Source organism: Pseudomonas sp. B14-6 (assembly GCF_013260315.1).
In the GTDB taxonomy this organism is placed as follows: Bacteria; Pseudomonadota; Gammaproteobacteria; order Pseudomonadales; family Pseudomonadaceae; genus Aquipseudomonas; species Aquipseudomonas mandelii.
Map to the genome: position 1 here is coordinate 1866120 of NZ_CP053929.1, position 15192 is coordinate 1881311.

The window sequence follows — 15192 nt, forward strand, 5'->3', positions numbered from 1 at the left end:
CTGTGCCGCCGTCTTCGCCAGCAAGCTTGGCTCCTACAGGGATTGCGTTAGGCTTAGATCCCGAACCGATCACGCAGCGCGTAGTACGCGGCGCCCATGGCAGTGAGTGGCGCCTGGAAGGTGCGACCGCCGAGCATCGGCATATGCGGGAGCGAGGCGAACGCGTCGAAGCGTTCGGCGTCGCCGCGGATCATTTCCGAGATCAGTTTGCCGGCCAGGTGCGAGCAGGTGACGCCGTGGCCGCTGTAACCTTGCATGTAGTAGGCGTTTTTCTCGATGCGGCCGAATTGCGGCATGCGTGACATGGTCAGCAGGAAGTTGCCGGTCCAGCGGTAGTCGATCTTCACGTCCTTCAGCTGTGGGAAGGTCTTGAGGATTTTCGGCTTGATCAGTTGCTCGATGTCGTCCGGTTCGCGGGCACCGTAGACCACGCCGCCACCGTACAGCAGGCGGTTGTCGGCGGTGAGGCGGTAGTAGTCGAGCAAGTAATTGCAGTCTTCGACGCAGTAGTTGTTTTTGATCAGGCTGCGCGCAACCTTTTCCGACAACGGTTCAGTGACGACGATTTGCGAACCGCACGGCATGCTTTTGCGCGTGACGCGGTTGTCGAGGTCTTGCGGCAGGTAGGCGTTACCGGCGATCAGCAGGTACTTGGCGCGCACGACGCCTTTGGCGGTGCGCACGGTGATCGGTTCGCCGTAGGTGATTTCCACCGCTGCCGATTGCTCGTAGATTTTGCCGCCCAGGCCGATGATGGCCGAGGCTTCGCCGAGGGCCAGGTTCAGCGGGTGGATGTGGCCGCCCTGCATGTCGAGCAAGCCGCCGACGTAGTTGTCGCAACCGACTTCGCGCTTGATGTCGGTCGCGTCGAGCATGGTCAGGTTTTTGTTGCCGTAACGCTCCCAGCTGCTTTTCTGCTCGGCCAGGCCTTTGAGCTGCTTTTTGTTCAGCGCAGCGAAGATGCCGCCCGGCTTGTAGTCGCACTGGATGTCGTAGTGCTGTATGCGCTGACGAATGATGTCGGCGCCTTCGAAGATCATGCTGCCGAGGACTTCGGCGGTTTTGTCGCCGTAGCGTTCTTCGATGACATCAACGTCGCGGCTGTAGGAGTTGACCAGTTGGCCGCCATTGCGACCGCTGGCGCCGAAACCGACTTTGGCGGCTTCGAGCACGGTCACGCTGTAGCCCGCTTCGCAGAGGAACAGGGCCGAGGACAGACCGGTGTAGCCGGCGCCAATGATGCAGACGTCGCAGTCCACAGCTTGTTCCAGGACGGGGAAGTCGCCGGTGAAGTTGCGGGTTGCGGCGTAGTAGCTATTTACATGAGTCTGTTTCATAGGTTTCTCCGATGGTCGCCGACACAAGCCGGCGGCCGCCGTTGTAGAAGTATTAGAGCTTGATCCAGGTCGCTTTGAGTTCGGTGTATTTGTCGAACGCGTGCAGCGATTTGTCCCGACCGTTACCCGACTGCTTGTACCCGCCGAACGGCGCGGTCATGTCGCCGCCGTCGTACTGGTTGACCCAGACACTGCCGGCGCGCAAGCCACGGGCGAAGGTGTGGGCCTTGCTGAGGTTGCTTGTCCACACGCCGGCAGCCAGGCCGAAGATGCTGTCATTGGCGATGGCCAGGGCTTCTTCCGCGGTGTCGAAGGTGATCAGCGACAGCACCGGGCCGAAGATTTCTTCCCGGGCGATGGTCATGGCGTTGGTCACGCCGTCGAAAATCGCCGGCTCCACGTACAGGCCACCGGTGGCTTCGAGGGTGCGACTGCCGCCCGCGATCAGTTGCGCGCCCTGGTCTTTGCCGACCTGGATGTAGCGCAACACGTTGTCCAGTTGACGCTGATCGACAACCGCACCGACGGTGGTTTCCGGATCGAGTGCGTGCCCCGGTTTCCAGGCTTGCAGCGCTTCCACCAGCAGCGGAATGAACTGCTCGCGAATCGAACGTTCCACCAGCAAGCGCGAGCCGGCGGTGCAGACTTCGCCCTGGTTGAAGGCAATCGCACCGGCCGCCGCTTGTGCTGCCGCGCGCAAATCCGGCGCGTCGGCGAACACCACGTTCGGGCTCTTCCCCCCTGCTTCGAGCCAGACGCGTTTCATGTTGCTTTGCCCGGAATAGATCAGCAGTTGCTTGGCAATCGCGGTCGAGCCGGTGAAGGCCAGCACGTCGACGTCCATGTGCAACGCCAGCGCCTTGCCGACGGTATGACCGTAACCCGGCAGGACGTTGAACACGCCTTTGGGGATGCCAGCGTCCAGTGCCAACTGGGCGATGCGGATGGCGGTCAGTGGCGACTTTTCCGAAGGCTTGAGGATGAACGAGTTGCCGGCCGCGAGCGCCGGGGCGAACTTCCAGCTGGCCATGATCAACGGGAAGTTCCACGGCACGATGGCGGCGACCACGCCCGCTGGCTCGCGGGTGATGAGGCCCAGTTGATCATGCGGCGTGGCGGCGACTTCGTCGTAGATTTTGTCGATGGCTTCGGCGCTCCAGCGGATCGCGTTGGCGGTCGCCGGGATGTCGATGTTCATCGAGTCGTTGATCGGCTTGCCCATGTCGAGGGTTTCGAGCAGGGCGAGTTCTTCCTGGTTGGCCAGGATCAGATCGGCGAAGCGGATCAGGATGCGCTTGCGCTCGGCCGGGGCAAGGTTGGCCCAGATACCGGATTCGAAGGTACGGCGCGCGACGGCCACGGCTTCGTTGGCATCGGCTTCGTCGGTGCTGGCGACGTTGGTGAGGAAGCGACCGTCGACCGGGCTCATGCATTCAAAGGTGTCGCCGCTGAGTGCCGGGCGGTATTGGCCGTCGATGAATGCGCGGCCTTCGATAGTGAGGGACTGGAAGCGTTGTTCCCAGTCGCTGCGAGTGTTTGTCATGGTTGTGACTCGACGCAGAGGAATAAGTGATCGTCAGTTAAAACCTGAAATGCAACCCCCTGTGGGAGCGAGCCTGCTCGCGAAGGCAGCGGCACAGTCAACATTGAAGTTTTCTGACACACCGCTTTCGCGAGCAGGCTCGCTCCCACAGTTGATCGGGTTTTCAGCCTGGAACCGGGTTCAAGCCATCAAACGGTATGCAGATACCAGTTGTACTCAAGGTCGGAGATGGAGTTCTCGAACTCGGCCAGCTCGCTTTCCTTGCACGCCACGAACACGTCGATGTACAGCGGGTCGATGTAACGGGCCATGACTTCGCTGTCGTCCAGCTCGCGCAATGCATCGCGCAGGTTGTTCGGCAGGCTCTGCTCGTTTTGCTCGTAGCTGTTGCCTTCCACCGGGGCGCCCGGCTCGATCTGGTTGGTCAGGCCGTGGTGAATACCGGCCAGCACCGACGCCATCAACAGATACGGGTTGGCATCGGCACCCGCCACGCGGTGTTCGATGCGCACCGAATCGGCGGAACCGGTCGGCACACGCACGGCAACGGTACGGTTGTCGATGCCCCAGCTCGGCGAGTTCGGTACGTAGAACTGCGCGCCGAAACGGCGGTATGAGTTGACGTTCGGGCACAGGAAGGCCATCTGCGCCGGCAGGGTCTCGAGCACACCGCCGATCGCGTGTCGCAGCGCGGCGTTCTGCTCGGGATCCTCGCTGGCAAAGATGTTGTTGCCTTCTTTGTCGAGAATCGAAATGTGCACGTGCAAACCGTTGCCCGCCTGGCCCGGATACGGCTTGGCCATAAACGTGGTGTCCATCTCGTGGTCGTAGGCGATGTTCTTCACCAGACGCTTGAGCAACACCGCGTAGTCGCAGGCCTTTATAGGGTCGTTGACGTGATGCAGGTTCACTTCGAACTGCGCCGGGGCGCTTTCCTTGACGATGGCGTCGGCAGGAATGCCCTGCTCTTTCGCGCCTTCAAGGATGTCTTGCAGGCAGTCGACGTATTCATCCAGGTCGTCGATCAAATACACCTGGGTCGACACCGGACGCTTGCCCGAGACCGGCGAACGTGGCGATTGCGGGCGACCGTTCACGTTGTCCTGGTCGATCAGGTAGAACTCAAGCTCGAACGCCGCGCAGATGGTCAGGCCCATGTCGTCGAACTTGCGCACCACATTGGCCAGCACTTCACGCGGGTCAGCGAAGAACGCCTCGCCTTCCAGTTCGTGCATGGTCATCAGCAACTGCGCGGTTGGACGCTTCTGCCACGGCTCGATGCTCAGAGTGCCAGGGATGGGATAGCAGATTCGATCCGAGTCGCCGATGTCCAGACCCAGGCCGGTGCTTTCCACCGTAGAACCATTGATGTCCAGAGCAAACAGAGACGCCGGCAGGTTAATGCCTTTTTCGTAAACCTTATGAAGACTGGTGCGTTCGATGCGCTTGCCGCGCACCACACCGTTCATATCCGCAATCAGAAGGTCGACGTACAAAACCTCAGGATATTTCTTAAGGAATGCGTTTGCTTCGTTGAGTTGAACGGTACGCAGAGGGACCGACATGATGCACCTATTAGCTGTTAATTATTATGTTCACTACCTTGTTGCGAGCCCAGTCAACCCGAACGGCAAAGTGAAGTCAATAGCGAACACTTGGCCTCTCCACCTTTATTTTCGGGCCTTTTTGGGGGACGAGAGTGCCATAACGGTCTTGAGCACCGCGTAAACCCTGAGGATCGGACGATCGGCGTTTAGAATTTTTTACATGAGAGTTGTTAATTAAAATCAACAAGGCTAAGCTCCGGAAAAGCTCGTTCAAGTGTGAAACTTCGAGGTGATAAAAATGGCATTCAAGCCATTGATCGGCGTTACAGCGTGCGTCAAACAGATTGGCCTGCACCCCTACCACATCAGCGGCGACAAGTACTTGCGTGCTGTCAGCGTTGCGGCTTTGGGGCTGCCCGTCGTTATTCCTTCCCTAGGCGAATTGACCGATATCGACGACCTGCTCGCGCAGCTCGACGGTCTGTTGCTGACCGGCTCGCCCTCGAATGTGGAACCCTTCCACTATCAAGGCCCGGACAGTGCCCCCGGCACGGATCACGATCCGGCGCGGGACGCCACCACCCTTCCTTTATTGCGTGCAGCCATTGCGGCGGGCGTGCCGGTGCTCGGCATCTGCCGCGGCTTTCAGGAAATGAACGTGGCGTTCGGCGGCAGCCTGCACCAGAAGGTGCATGAACTGCCCGGCATGCTCGATCACCGGGAAGCGGACAGTCCCGAGCTGGCGGTGCAATACGCCCCGGCGCATACCGTGACGGTGCAACCGGGTGGCGTGTTCGAAGCGATGGAGTTGCCCGCCGAGTTCAGGGTCAATTCGATTCACAGTCAGGGTATTGATCGATTGGCGCCAGGCCTGCGCGCCGAAGCGGTTGCGCCGGATGGTTTGATCGAAGCCATTTCGGTGGAACACAGCCAGGCGTTTGCCGTCGGCGTGCAATGGCACCCGGAATGGCAGGTCCTGTCGAACCCGCCCTACTTGAGCATTTTCCAGGCGTTCGGTGATGCGTGCCGGCGACGGGCCGCGTTGCGTAAAACCCGCTGACTTAAAACAACCCTTTACTGCCCCCGCGAGTCAGGCGGGCGTGTCTTTGCGCGTCCGTGACTTGCGACAACAACACACTGCGATAACAACAAGTACTACCAGGCAGCCAGGACGGCGGCGCCGAACAAGCCCGATCGATGCGGATCAGGCGAGCGCAACCTCTTGTAGGAGCGAGGCTTGCCCGCGAAGGCGGAGTGTCAGTCGACATCATCGTTACCTGATACACCGCCTTCGCGGGCAAGCCTCGCTCCTACAGGGTTCGTGCTCCGACTGAACCTGTCCGGGCTAGCAATCCACTCTTAAGTCAGGCCGCGTTGGCCCGACGACTGAAACCTGTTGGGAGTTTCACATGGCAAACGCCTCCAGCATCTACAGGAAGGCTCTTGAGGGTCACCAGGCACCGAAAAAGGTGCTGGTGAAAGTCGACCGCGTCACCAAGAAATTCGACGAAACCACCGCGGTGGATGATGTCTCGCTTGAGATCCATCAAGGCGAAATCTTCGCCCTGCTCGGTGGTTCCGGCTCCGGCAAATCGACCCTGCTGCGCATGCTCGCAGGCTTCGAGCGCCCGACCGAGGGACGGATTCTGCTCGACGGTGTCGACATCACCGACATGCCGCCGTATGAACGGCCGATCAACATGATGTTCCAGTCATACGCCTTGTTCCCGCACATGACAGTGGCGCAGAACATTGCCTTCGGCCTCAAGCAGGACCGTTTGCCCGCCAGCGAAATCGACGCCCGCGTTGAAGAGATGCTGCGCCTGGTGCACATGACCCAGTACGCCAAACGCAAACCCCATCAATTGTCCGGCGGTCAGCGTCAGCGCGTGGCCCTCGCCCGCTCCCTGGCCAAGCGTCCGAAGCTGTTGCTGCTCGACGAACCGATGGGCGCCCTGGACAAGAAGCTGCGTTCGCAGATGCAACTGGAGCTGGTAGAAATCATCGAGCGGGTCGGCGTGACCTGCGTGATGGTGACTCATGACCAGGAAGAGGCCATGACCATGGCTGAGCGCATCGCGATCATGCACCTGGGCTGGATCGCGCAAATCGGCAGCCCGGTCGACATTTATGAAGCACCGGTCAGCCGCATGGTCTGCGAGTTCATCGGCAACGTGAACGCCTTCGAAGGCACGGTGGTGGAAGACCTTGAAGGTCACGCGATCATTCATAGCCCGGACCTGGAACAGAAGATTTACGTCGGTCACGGCGTCAGCACCTCGGTGCAGGACAAGTCGATCACCTACGCGATCCGCCCGGAAAAAATGTTGGTCAGTACCCTCAAGCCGGACTCTCGCTACAACTGGTCCCAAGGCAAGGTGCATGACATCGCTTACCTCGGCGGTCACTCGGTGTTTTACGTGGAATTGCCTGGCGGCAAAGTCGTGCAATCGTTCATGGCCAACGCCGAACGCCGTGGCGCGCGACCGACCTGGGACGACAAAGTCTACGTGTGGTGGGAAGACGACAGCGGCGTGGTACTGCGCTCATGAAAACACTCAATCAGCGGTTCATGCGGCTGATGCCGAGTGGTCGAAAGCTCGTCATCGGGATTCCTTTCCTGTGGCTGTGCCTGTTTTTCCTGTTGCCGTTCTTCCTGGTGATGAAGATCAGCTTCTCGGAAGCGGCCCTGGCCATTCCTCCTTACTCCGAGATCTACACCTTCGCCGAGCAGAAATTCCAGCTGCTGCTGAACCTCGGCAACTACTCGCTGCTGACTCAGGATGAGCTGTACATCTCGGCCTACTTCGGCTCGTTGAAGGTCGCGTTTTTAAGCACATTGATGTGCCTGGTGATCGGTTTTCCGATGGCCTACGCGATCACCAAGGCCAACAAGGAAACGCAAAACGTTTTGCTGCTGCTGATCATGATGCCGACCTGGACCGCGATCCTGATCCGCGTGTATGCGTGGATGGGCATCCTCAGCAACAACGGTTTGCTCAACGGTTTTTTGATGTGGACCGGGCTGACCGATCACCCGATCGAGATCCTCAACACCAACACGGCCGTGTATATCGGTGTGGTTTACGCCTACTTGCCGTTCATGGTGCTGCCGCTGTACGCCAACCTGGTCAAGCACGACCAAAGCTTGCTGGAGGCGGCGTCGGATCTGGGTTCGAGCAACTTCAACAACTTCTGGAAAATCACCGTGCCGCTGGCCAAGAACGGGATCATTGCCGGTTGCATGCTGGTGTTCATTCCGGTGGTCGGTGAGTTCGTGATTCCGGAGCTGCTGGGCGGCCCTGAGACGCTGATGATCGGTCGCGTGCTGTGGCAAGAGTTCTTCAATAACCGCGACTGGCCGGTGGCGTCTGCCCTGGCGGTGGTGATGCTGTTAATCCTGATTGTGCCGATTCTGCTGTTCAACCGCAGCCAGGCCAAAGAGATGGAGGCACGGGGATGAAACGCTTCGGATTTTCAAAGTTCATGCTGATTTTCGGCCTGTCGTTTATCTACTTGCCGATGCTGATTCTGGTGATCTACTCGTTCAACGCTTCCAAACTGGTGACGGTCTGGGGCGGCTGGTCGTTCAAGTGGTACGCCGGTCTGCTCGACAACACGCAACTGATGGGCTCGGTGGTGCGCTCGCTGGAAATCGCCTGCTACACGGCGATTGCGGCGGTGGCGCTGGGGACGTTGGCGGCATTCGTGCTGACTCGCGTGACGCGCTTCAAGGGTCGCACCTTGTTTGGCGGTTTGGTGACCGCGCCGCTGGTGATGCCGGAAGTCATCACCGGCCTGTCGCTGTTGCTGCTGTTCGTGGCGATGGCGCAGTTGATCGGCTGGCCGATGGAGCGTGGCATCGTCACCATCTGGATCGCCCACACCACGTTCTGTGCGGCGTACGTCGCGGTGGTGGTCTCGGCGCGTTTGCGTGAGCTGGATTTGTCCATCGAAGAAGCGGCGATGGACCTTGGGGCGAAGCCGTTCAAGGTGTTTTTCCTGATCACCATTCCGATGATCGCGCCGTCACTGGCGGCCGGCGGCATGATGTCGTTTGCCCTGTCGCTGGATGACTTGGTGTTGGCGAGTTTCGTCTCGGGGCCGGGTTCGACGACCTTGCCGATGGAAGTGTTCTCGGCGGTGCGTCTGGGAGTGAAGCCTGAGATCAACGCCGTGGCCAGCCTGATTCTGTTGGCCGTTTCGATCGTGACCTTCATGGTCTGGTACTTCAGCCGCCGTGCCGAAGCCACCCGCAAACGTGCGATCCAGGAAGCGATGGACCAGACCGCGAGCGAATCGTGGCAGCAACCTGAAAAGCGAATGGTGGAAGCGACGGTTTAGGTTGTTGAGTTAACTGTGGCGAGGGAGCTTGCTCCCGCTTGAGTGCGCAGCACTCAACCAATTGGCAGGGTCGCCAGAATTCTTGGGGCCGCTTCGCAGCCCAGCGGGAGCAAGCTCCCTCGCCACAGGTTGTGTATTGCCCCACAGGTTTTGTGTTTACCGCATTTTTGCTTTGTGTCACTGAATAAAAAGAATGGAGTTGTACCGATGAAAATGTTTGGCAGGACTCTGCTGACACTGTCCTTAGTGGGCGCGATTGCCACCGTTGCCCAGGCCAATGACAAGGTTCTGCGCGTCTACAACTGGTCGGATTACATCGCCCCGGACACCGTCAGGAAGTTCGAAGACGAGACCGGCATCCGCGTGACCTACGATGTGTTCGACAGCAATGAAACCCTTGAAGCCCGTCTGCTCGCCGGCAAGTCCGGCTACGACATCGTGGTGCCGTCCAACAGTTTCCTGGCCAAGCAGATCAAGGCCGGGGTCTATCAGGAACTGGACAAGTCGAAGCTGTCGAACTGGAAAAACCTCAACCCGGTGCTGCTGAAAAACGCGTCCGCCAGTGACCCGGATAACGGCCACGCTTTCCCGTACATGTGGGGTTCGATCGGCATTGGCTTCAACCCGGCCAAGGTCAAGGAAGTGCTCGGCGCCAATGCACCGACCAACTCCTGGGACTTGCTGTTCAAACCGGAAAACGCGGAAAAACTGAAAGCGTGCGGCATCAGCTTCCTCGACTCGCCTACCGAGATGCTCCCGGCGGCCCTGCACTACCTGGGTTATCCGGTGAACTCCCAGGACAAGGCTCAGATCGCCGAAGCCGAAGCGCTGTTCATGAAAATTCGGCCGTCGGTGGCGTATTTCCATTCGTCGAAATACATCTCCGACCTGGCCAACGGCAACATCTGCGTCGCGGTCGGTTACTCCGGGGACGTGCTGCAAGCCAAGGCGCGCGCCCAGGAAGCGGGCGACAAAGTGAAGATCGATTACAGCATTCCGAAAGAAGGGGCCGGCAGCTTCTACGACATGGTCGCGATCCCCAAGGACGCGGCGAACGTGGAGAACGCCTACCTGTTCATGAACTTCCTGATGCGCCCGGACATCATCGCCGAGATCACCAACAACATCGGCTACAGCAATGCCAATGCGGCGGCCACACCGTTGGTGGATGAGGCCATCCGGGATGATCCGGGGTCGTATCCGCCGCAAGCGGTCATGGCGACGCTGTATGCGATTCCGGATATGCCGATCGGCGTTCAGCGCGTGATGACTCGGGGCTGGACGCGGGTGAAACTCGGGAAATAGTCGCTCAATGATCGTTCCCACGCTCTGCGTGGGAATGCAGCCCGGGACGCTCCGCGTCCCTTCCAAAGCCGAACGCGGAGCGTCCGGGGAGGCATTTCCACGCGAAGCGTGGGAACGATCACTGTCAAAGTTTCCGTTCACGCAGCGCCTTACCACCGCTGCATCCTCTCTGACGAACGGCCTCACCTGGCTTCCTCGGTTAAGGTGAACTTAGGCGCCCTCCTCGGGCGCCTTTTTTTATGCGGGGGCCAGCGGCCATTCCGCCAGCGCCCGATACCGCCCCTTATGGGATTCAAACAAGACAAAGCGATCAGCCCGCAGGAAAAATTCGGGCGGCGTCGCGGACTCAGGCACCGGCATTCGATAATCACGCATCAACGTCAGGTGCGGCCGAAACGCCTTCGGCGTCTCTTCAACGCCAAACGGCAACATCGCCTGTTCCAGCGCATACACCAGACGCAACAACTCCGGCGGTGCCTGCTCCGGCGCCAGGACCAACACCCCTGCCCGGCGCCAGACCTCCATTCGATCCAGCGCCAACCTCAGCGGTATACCCGGTATGTGGACCTTCTCGGCCGCCGTACAGATCTCGCCAATCTGCGCCACGCCGACAGCCCCCAAAAACAACAATGTCAGGTGAAAGTTTTCCGCCGGCACCGGACGCCCGCTGCGCAGCTCAAGGGCGCTGCGCCATTGAGCAATGGCCTTGCGCTGCTGCGGCGGGCAATTGAGCGCGAAAAACAGCCGCTTGAACGGTTCACGGGATTCGTCAGTCATGCCTGGCAGCTCCTGACATGCACGTTATAGTTGAACCAACCGAATCAACGGGAGGGGGCCATGCGACAGATCATCAGCAAAGAGCCATGGTGGGCAATGCCACCGAAACCGGGGCAGGATGAGTCCGAGCTGGAATGGGGCTGGCTGGTTCACTATAGCGAAGGTGAGCCGCGCTTCGAATTCGTCAGGGAGCGGCCGACGGACAGCGAGATCCGCAACCGCAAAAGCTGCAGGATCACCCCGTCGCCGGAGTGATCCTTTCGACGGGATCAGGCCTTCACGATCATTTCAAAACCACCAAAGACCAGGCGCTGGCCATCGAAGGGCATCGGATTGACGTCCGGCTGCATCCGCGGATCGTTCATCATTTTGTCCATGCCCGCGTTACGGGTGGCCTTGTCCGGCCAGATGATCCAGCTGAACACCACGGTTTCGTCCTCCTTGAGTTTCACCGCCATGGGAAACGAGGTTACTTTGCCGTCCGGCACGTCGTCGCCCCAGCATTCAGCGACGCTGAGCGCGCCGCACTCCTTGAAAATAACGGCGGCGGTTTCGGCGTGTTTCTTGAATTTTTCGCGGTTGGCGGTGGGCACGGCAGCGAGGAAGCCATCAACGTAGGACATGGTGTTTCTCCTTCGGTTATGGAACGGTCTGCTGGGTAGTCGATTCTGTCGGGCTCCAATCGACAGCGCCGCCGCCCGAACTGACCGACGGTACGTCGGCGCTCTCCGCCAGGTTGCCCTCGATCTGCGCCGCCATGTACAGCGTCCCCGCCATGACGCCGGAGGTCGGGTTCTGCACGAGTTTCATCCAGGCCTTGTCGAACGTATTGCCCAGGCTGGCGCGAATCAGCGCTTCGCTGTCCGGCCGGTCATTGGCCTGAATAATCGCCCGAATGCCGGCTACCCCCACCGAAATCAGGGCGCCGGCCAGTTTCCCGGCTGCTGCGGCCACCGCACTGGCCGCGCCTCGCGGGGCCATTTCGGCCTCCATCCGTTGACTGGCGCGCTTGGCCACCGGCGCCATGGCGGTGTCGGTCGAATCAACGCCTTTGTCGCCCCCCGCCTTGTGGATTTTCTCGATCAACGCCGCGTAGGCCGGCAACGAATTCAGCGGTTGGGTGTGCACGACCTGATACAGCGACGCATCACGCGCGGGCGGTGGCCCGAGTGCTATCGCGGGGATTTTCTGGATGCGGCCGTTGAGCTGGGCCATCGGCACGCCGTGGCGCTGGGAGATTCGCTGCAGTTCCTCCTGAAGAATGTCCACGTAGAAGGCCGTCGCCAAGCCGAGAATCGCGTCGGGATCGATCTCTACCGCGACCGGCGCCAGCACGCGTTTCTGGTATTGCTCCAGCAGGTAGGCCGCCAGGCGCTTGGCCGAGGCATCCTGCTCACCCTTGGCACTGAGGCTGTACCAGCTGACCTTCACCGATAGCCATTCCTGGGTCCAGTAACTGCTGAACCAGGGAATGAAGTTCTCTTCGGTCAGTTGGTAGACCCGCGTGCGCCAGTAATCCATGGCACCCCGGGCATAGATTTTGGTCTGCTCGGTCGCGGACTGCGACGCGGCGACAATCTCCTGGTCCACCTGCCGCCAGGTGCTTTGCGACACCACCACGACCGGCGCCACCACCGGGGCACGCACAGGCGTGGCGCATCCCGCCAACACCACCATCACGGGGACGATCAGCGAACGCAGGTTCAAGATCGCGGTTCCTACAGTGTTCCCCGGACGGTATGTCCGGTGTTCAAAGGACTGTTTATTTGAGTATAGGTGGCGGGGTTTGTTCGCTTGGAGCTGGTGGTGTTTTCCAGGGCCTCATCGCGAGCAGGCTCGCTCCCACAGTGGTCTGTGGTGAAACACAGGCTTACGAACGACGCCAATCCCTGTGGGAGCGCGCCTGCTCGCGATGGGGCCCTGAAGATCACCATCAACGGCGTCGATACTCACCATCGCGACGATTGCCTTCCGCTAAAAAACCGCCAGGCGCAGGATCAACCCATCCCAAGGCAAAAGCCCATACCGGAGGGGAAAATCATGTTGATCCATCTGCTGACCTGCCTGGCCCTGACGGCCGTTACGCTGACTGTCTTTTCCTACATCGTCCTCGCCAAGGAGCGCAGATCATGATCCACGCCATTACCCTTTGCGTAAGCTTCCCGGTGTTCGGCAACAACTTCTATTCGCAGCCATTCGTCTCTCGCAAAGAGCTGTCACTGGTGTTCGACAAAAACTTCGAGGCATTGCTGATACCGGCAGCCGCGAACCACTTCAACAATGAAGTGGTCGGGCTCAACGATCAATTCCGGTTCCTCAATGACGTGTTGGTTGAACACCTGCTGGAGATCGAATTGGCCCAGAGCGCACCTCGGTCTTCGCGTCAGTTCACGTTTTAGGATCAGGCGGGCCGACGAACGGCCCTCACCTTGCCACTATTGCCTCCGCCGCAAAAAAATCGGTCAGCACCGTCGGACTCAAGCCCTGACACGCCGACACCGGTTGGTAATGTGAGGCTTTCCAGCACCTCGCCGGTGTTCGGGTCTACTCGCCGCAATTCACCTTCCTCACCTTCCCAAGTGCCGTGCCAGAGCGCGCCTTCCACCCAGGTCACCCCGGTGACGAAACGGTTGGACTCGATCGTGCGAAGAATCTTGCCGGTGTCGGGGTCGATTTGATGGATCTTGCGTTCGCGATACTGGCCCACCCAAAGCGTGCCTTCAGCCCAGGCGAGCCCTGAGTCGCCCCCACCGCCGGGCGCCGGAATGGTGCCGAGTACACGACCATTCGAAGGATCTATCTTCTGGATGCGATCATCGGCGATCTGGTACAGGTGCCGGCCGTCAAAGGCTGTTCCGGCATGCGCGGCGACATCGATGGAACGAGGCGTCTTACCGCTTACAGGGTCGAGGGCGTTGAGTTTTTCTCCGGAGGCGAACCAGACGTGCTCGCCGTCATAAGAAACGCCATGCACGGCGTCGACGCCCGGAAAGGGTCCGTATTCGTGGATGATCTCGGCAGATGATTGCTTCATGGTTGCATCCTCTTCGTTGGGTGGTGGGATGGATCCTAGTCACCCGGCACCCAAGCTGTGAGTAACAAAGTCGTCGCGAATCCAGACAGCGGCGGCGTCATCCAGCGCCGGGCGCGCCCGCGACCAAATGACTGCACTTTGCCGGCGGTTGCCAGCGAATCGAGGGCCCGTTGCACCGTGCGTTGACTGGCCTTCAGCGCCAGGGCCAGCGCCGAACTCGACCACGATTCGCCGTCGGCCAGGAAGGCCAGCAGCGCCGCCTGGGGCTCTTCGACGGGCCACGCAAGCACGACAACGTCATCAGCACTCTCTGGTTGCAGCGCAAACCCGCGTTTCGTCGCACTGATACCGGCCAGAGGTTTCAGCGCTTTGCGAAGCCGACCGATTTCGACGCGCAGTCTGGCGCGATGGGACTCATCGGTGAGCTTCTGGCGAAAGGCCTGGGTGATCAGTGTTTCCCGCGCCACATCCTCGGGCCAGGCTTCGGCCAACGCCCGCACGAGGGTGAACAACACCGGTCGTTTGGCCAGGGACACCGACATCCCCGCGCCGCGCACGCCGTATCGGCACGCGTCGACGACCAGAGACGGTGAACTCAGCAATGCTTCCACCTCATCCAGCCGCAGGGGGCGTTCTTCACCCCGGGCAATCAGTCGCGCAGCGGGCGTGTCGAGCACTTGGGCGGCGTGTTCAACCTCGGCGGTGAGCGCGGGAATACCGGCGTCTGAGGCCGCACGTTCGGCCCTTTCGAGCGCAGACCGCGCCCTTCTTGTTTCGAGTCGCCGCACGGCGATCCCGGCCACCACTAATTCATGAACGACGCGCAATGCCGGCGGCAGCGGTGCGGGGTCGAGCTCGGCGAGCAAACGGTCGACCTCATCCAGACGCCCGATCAACAACAAACGCCGAACCTGCAAATACCGCGCATGGGCCGCATTCGCGCCATCGCCATGCGCCTGCAAGGTCACTCGCGCCGCTTCGAGCGCCTTCACCGGCCAGCCGAGATCCCGTGAAGCCAGGGCGATTTCGGCCTCGGCGACCACGCACCGCGCCCGGGCCACAGGCGCTTTCGGACCGAAGGCACGTGCGGCGCTGCGCACCAACGCCTTGGCCCGGACCAGATCGCCCAATTGCGCCATGGCGATGCCGCGAAGCGCCAGCGCAGGGGCATCGTCGCGCAAGGCAACCCGGTTCAGCGCACCGAGGGGATCGCCCGCCGCGAGTGCGTGCGCTGCGGCGGTGATCAGTGAGTCCATTTGAATTGCGCCACAGGTGTCACTCCCACGGTTCGGTGCCCGTAGATGA

General features: G+C 60.4%; 15 protein-coding genes. 7 read left to right on the plus strand and 8 right to left on the minus strand.

Annotated features, from left to right (window positions below):
* Window positions 1–53: 53 nt before the first annotated feature.
* The 3 genes from HP062_RS08420 to HP062_RS08430 form a co-directional block, all read right to left on the minus strand.
* Window positions 54–1337, minus strand: coding sequence for an FAD-binding oxidoreductase (locus HP062_RS08420; protein ID WP_010455430.1), 1284 nt, complete (start codon window positions 1335–1337; stop codon window positions 54–56).
* 52 nt (window positions 1338–1389) lie between these two features.
* Complete coding sequence (locus HP062_RS08425; RefSeq protein WP_154913580.1) at window positions 1390–2880, minus strand: aldehyde dehydrogenase; 1491 nt, start codon at window positions 2878–2880, stop codon at window positions 1390–1392.
* Window positions 2881–3068: 188 nt separating this feature from the next.
* Window positions 3069–4445, minus strand: a complete 1377-nt coding sequence (locus tag HP062_RS08430; RefSeq protein WP_010455434.1) for a glutamine synthetase family protein — start codon at window positions 4443–4445, stop codon at window positions 3069–3071.
* A gap of 280 nt (window positions 4446–4725) precedes the next feature.
* Between HP062_RS08430 and HP062_RS08435 the strand changes: the two genes are divergently transcribed.
* The 5 genes from HP062_RS08435 (at window position 4726) to HP062_RS08455 (ending at window position 10076) form a co-directional block, all read left to right on the plus strand.
* Entirely contained in the window at window positions 4726–5487 is a 762-nt protein-coding gene (locus HP062_RS08435) for a gamma-glutamyl-gamma-aminobutyrate hydrolase family protein (RefSeq protein ID WP_077749123.1), read from the plus strand.
* 349 nt (window positions 5488–5836) lie between these two features.
* On the plus strand, window positions 5837–6979 hold the full coding sequence (locus tag HP062_RS08440; protein WP_154913582.1) for an ABC transporter ATP-binding protein: 1143 nt from the start codon (window positions 5837–5839) through the stop codon (window positions 6977–6979).
* Window positions 6980–7008: 29 nt separating this feature from the next.
* The gene (locus HP062_RS08445) at window positions 7009–7890 is read left to right on the plus strand and encodes an ABC transporter permease subunit (protein ID WP_167362304.1); all 882 of its coding nucleotides are present in this window, start codon (window positions 7009–7011) and stop codon (window positions 7888–7890) included.
* The gene (locus HP062_RS08450; RefSeq protein WP_010455442.1) at window positions 7887–8771 is read left to right on the plus strand and encodes an ABC transporter permease subunit; all 885 of its coding nucleotides are present in this window, start codon (window positions 7887–7889) and stop codon (window positions 8769–8771) included. The genes HP062_RS08445 and HP062_RS08450 overlap by 4 nt, the downstream gene beginning before the upstream one ends.
* 207 nt (window positions 8772–8978) lie before the next feature.
* Window positions 8979–10076 (plus strand): polyamine ABC transporter substrate-binding protein, encoded by a 1098-nt coding sequence (locus tag HP062_RS08455; protein ID WP_077749119.1) that lies wholly within the window; start codon window positions 8979–8981, stop codon window positions 10074–10076.
* Between the two features lie 237 nt (window positions 10077–10313).
* On the opposite strand, the gene thpR is transcribed toward HP062_RS08455, so the two are convergent.
* Complete coding sequence (gene thpR / locus HP062_RS08460) at window positions 10314–10853, minus strand: RNA 2',3'-cyclic phosphodiesterase (protein WP_154501172.1); 540 nt, start codon at window positions 10851–10853, stop codon at window positions 10314–10316.
* A 60-nt stretch (window positions 10854–10913) separates the two neighbouring features.
* Between thpR and HP062_RS08465 the strand changes: the two genes are divergently transcribed.
* Window positions 10914–11108 (plus strand): hypothetical protein, encoded by a 195-nt coding sequence (locus HP062_RS08465; RefSeq protein ID WP_010455448.1) that lies wholly within the window; start codon window positions 10914–10916, stop codon window positions 11106–11108.
* Window positions 11109–11122: 14 nt separating this feature from the next.
* On the opposite strand, the gene HP062_RS08470 is transcribed toward HP062_RS08465, so the two are convergent.
* Window positions 11123–11476 carry a DUF1428 domain-containing protein gene (locus HP062_RS08470; protein ID WP_010455450.1) on the minus strand — a complete coding sequence of 118 codons (354 nt, stop codon included), beginning with the start codon at window positions 11474–11476 and terminating at the stop codon, window positions 11123–11125.
* A gap of 16 nt (window positions 11477–11492) precedes the next feature.
* Complete coding sequence (locus tag HP062_RS08475; RefSeq protein ID WP_010455451.1) at window positions 11493–12560, minus strand: hypothetical protein; 1068 nt, start codon at window positions 12558–12560, stop codon at window positions 11493–11495.
* Between the two features lie 422 nt (window positions 12561–12982).
* On the opposite strand from HP062_RS08475, the gene HP062_RS08480 reads away from it, so the two are divergent.
* On the plus strand, window positions 12983–13252 hold the full coding sequence (locus HP062_RS08480; protein ID WP_010455456.1) for a hypothetical protein: 270 nt from the start codon (window positions 12983–12985) through the stop codon (window positions 13250–13252).
* Between the two features lie 2 nt (window positions 13253–13254).
* Here HP062_RS08480 and HP062_RS08485 read toward each other — a convergent pair whose 3' ends face one another.
* Together HP062_RS08485 and HP062_RS08490 are read right to left on the minus strand one after the other, a co-directional pair.
* Window positions 13255–13887, minus strand: a complete 633-nt coding sequence (locus HP062_RS08485) for a PQQ-binding-like beta-propeller repeat protein (RefSeq protein ID WP_172791256.1) — start codon at window positions 13885–13887, stop codon at window positions 13255–13257.
* A gap of 35 nt (window positions 13888–13922) precedes the next feature.
* Window positions 13923–15143 carry a helix-turn-helix domain-containing protein gene (locus tag HP062_RS08490; RefSeq protein ID WP_077749114.1) on the minus strand — a complete coding sequence of 407 codons (1221 nt, stop codon included), beginning with the start codon at window positions 15141–15143 and terminating at the stop codon, window positions 13923–13925.
* Window positions 15144–15192: the final 49 nt, after the last annotated feature.

What these genes read in the sequence shown, in the direction of transcription:
- HP062_RS08465 (WP_010455448.1), top strand. Translation starts at nt 10,914, where the DNA reads ATGCGACAGATCATCAGCAAAGAGCCATGGTGGGCAATGCCACCGAAA.
- HP062_RS08485 (WP_172791256.1), bottom strand. Translation starts at nt 13,887, where the DNA reads ATGAAGCAATCATCTGCCGAGATCATCCACGAATACGGACCCTTTCCG.
- HP062_RS08435 (WP_077749123.1), top strand. Translation starts at nt 4,726, where the DNA reads ATGGCATTCAAGCCATTGATCGGCGTTACAGCGTGCGTCAAACAGATT.
- HP062_RS08470 (WP_010455450.1), bottom strand. Translation starts at nt 11,476, where the DNA reads ATGTCCTACGTTGATGGCTTCCTCGCTGCCGTGCCCACCGCCAACCGC.
- HP062_RS08490 (WP_077749114.1), bottom strand. Translation starts at nt 15,143, where the DNA reads ATGGACTCACTGATCACCGCCGCAGCGCACGCACTCGCGGCGGGCGAT.
- HP062_RS08425 (WP_154913580.1), bottom strand. Translation starts at nt 2,880, where the DNA reads ATGACAAACACTCGCAGCGACTGGGAACAACGCTTCCAGTCCCTCACT.
- HP062_RS08455 (WP_077749119.1), top strand. Translation starts at nt 8,979, where the DNA reads ATGAAAATGTTTGGCAGGACTCTGCTGACACTGTCCTTAGTGGGCGCG.
- HP062_RS08450 (WP_010455442.1), top strand. Translation starts at nt 7,887, where the DNA reads ATGAAACGCTTCGGATTTTCAAAGTTCATGCTGATTTTCGGCCTGTCG.
- thpR (WP_154501172.1), bottom strand. Translation starts at nt 10,853, where the DNA reads ATGACTGACGAATCCCGTGAACCGTTCAAGCGGCTGTTTTTCGCGCTC.
- HP062_RS08445 (WP_167362304.1), top strand. Translation starts at nt 7,009, where the DNA reads ATGCCGAGTGGTCGAAAGCTCGTCATCGGGATTCCTTTCCTGTGGCTG.
- HP062_RS08420 (WP_010455430.1), bottom strand. Translation starts at nt 1,337, where the DNA reads ATGAAACAGACTCATGTAAATAGCTACTACGCCGCAACCCGCAACTTC.
- HP062_RS08440 (WP_154913582.1), top strand. Translation starts at nt 5,837, where the DNA reads ATGGCAAACGCCTCCAGCATCTACAGGAAGGCTCTTGAGGGTCACCAG.
- HP062_RS08430 (WP_010455434.1), bottom strand. Translation starts at nt 4,445, where the DNA reads ATGTCGGTCCCTCTGCGTACCGTTCAACTCAACGAAGCAAACGCATTC.
- HP062_RS08480 (WP_010455456.1), top strand. Translation starts at nt 12,983, where the DNA reads ATGATCCACGCCATTACCCTTTGCGTAAGCTTCCCGGTGTTCGGCAAC.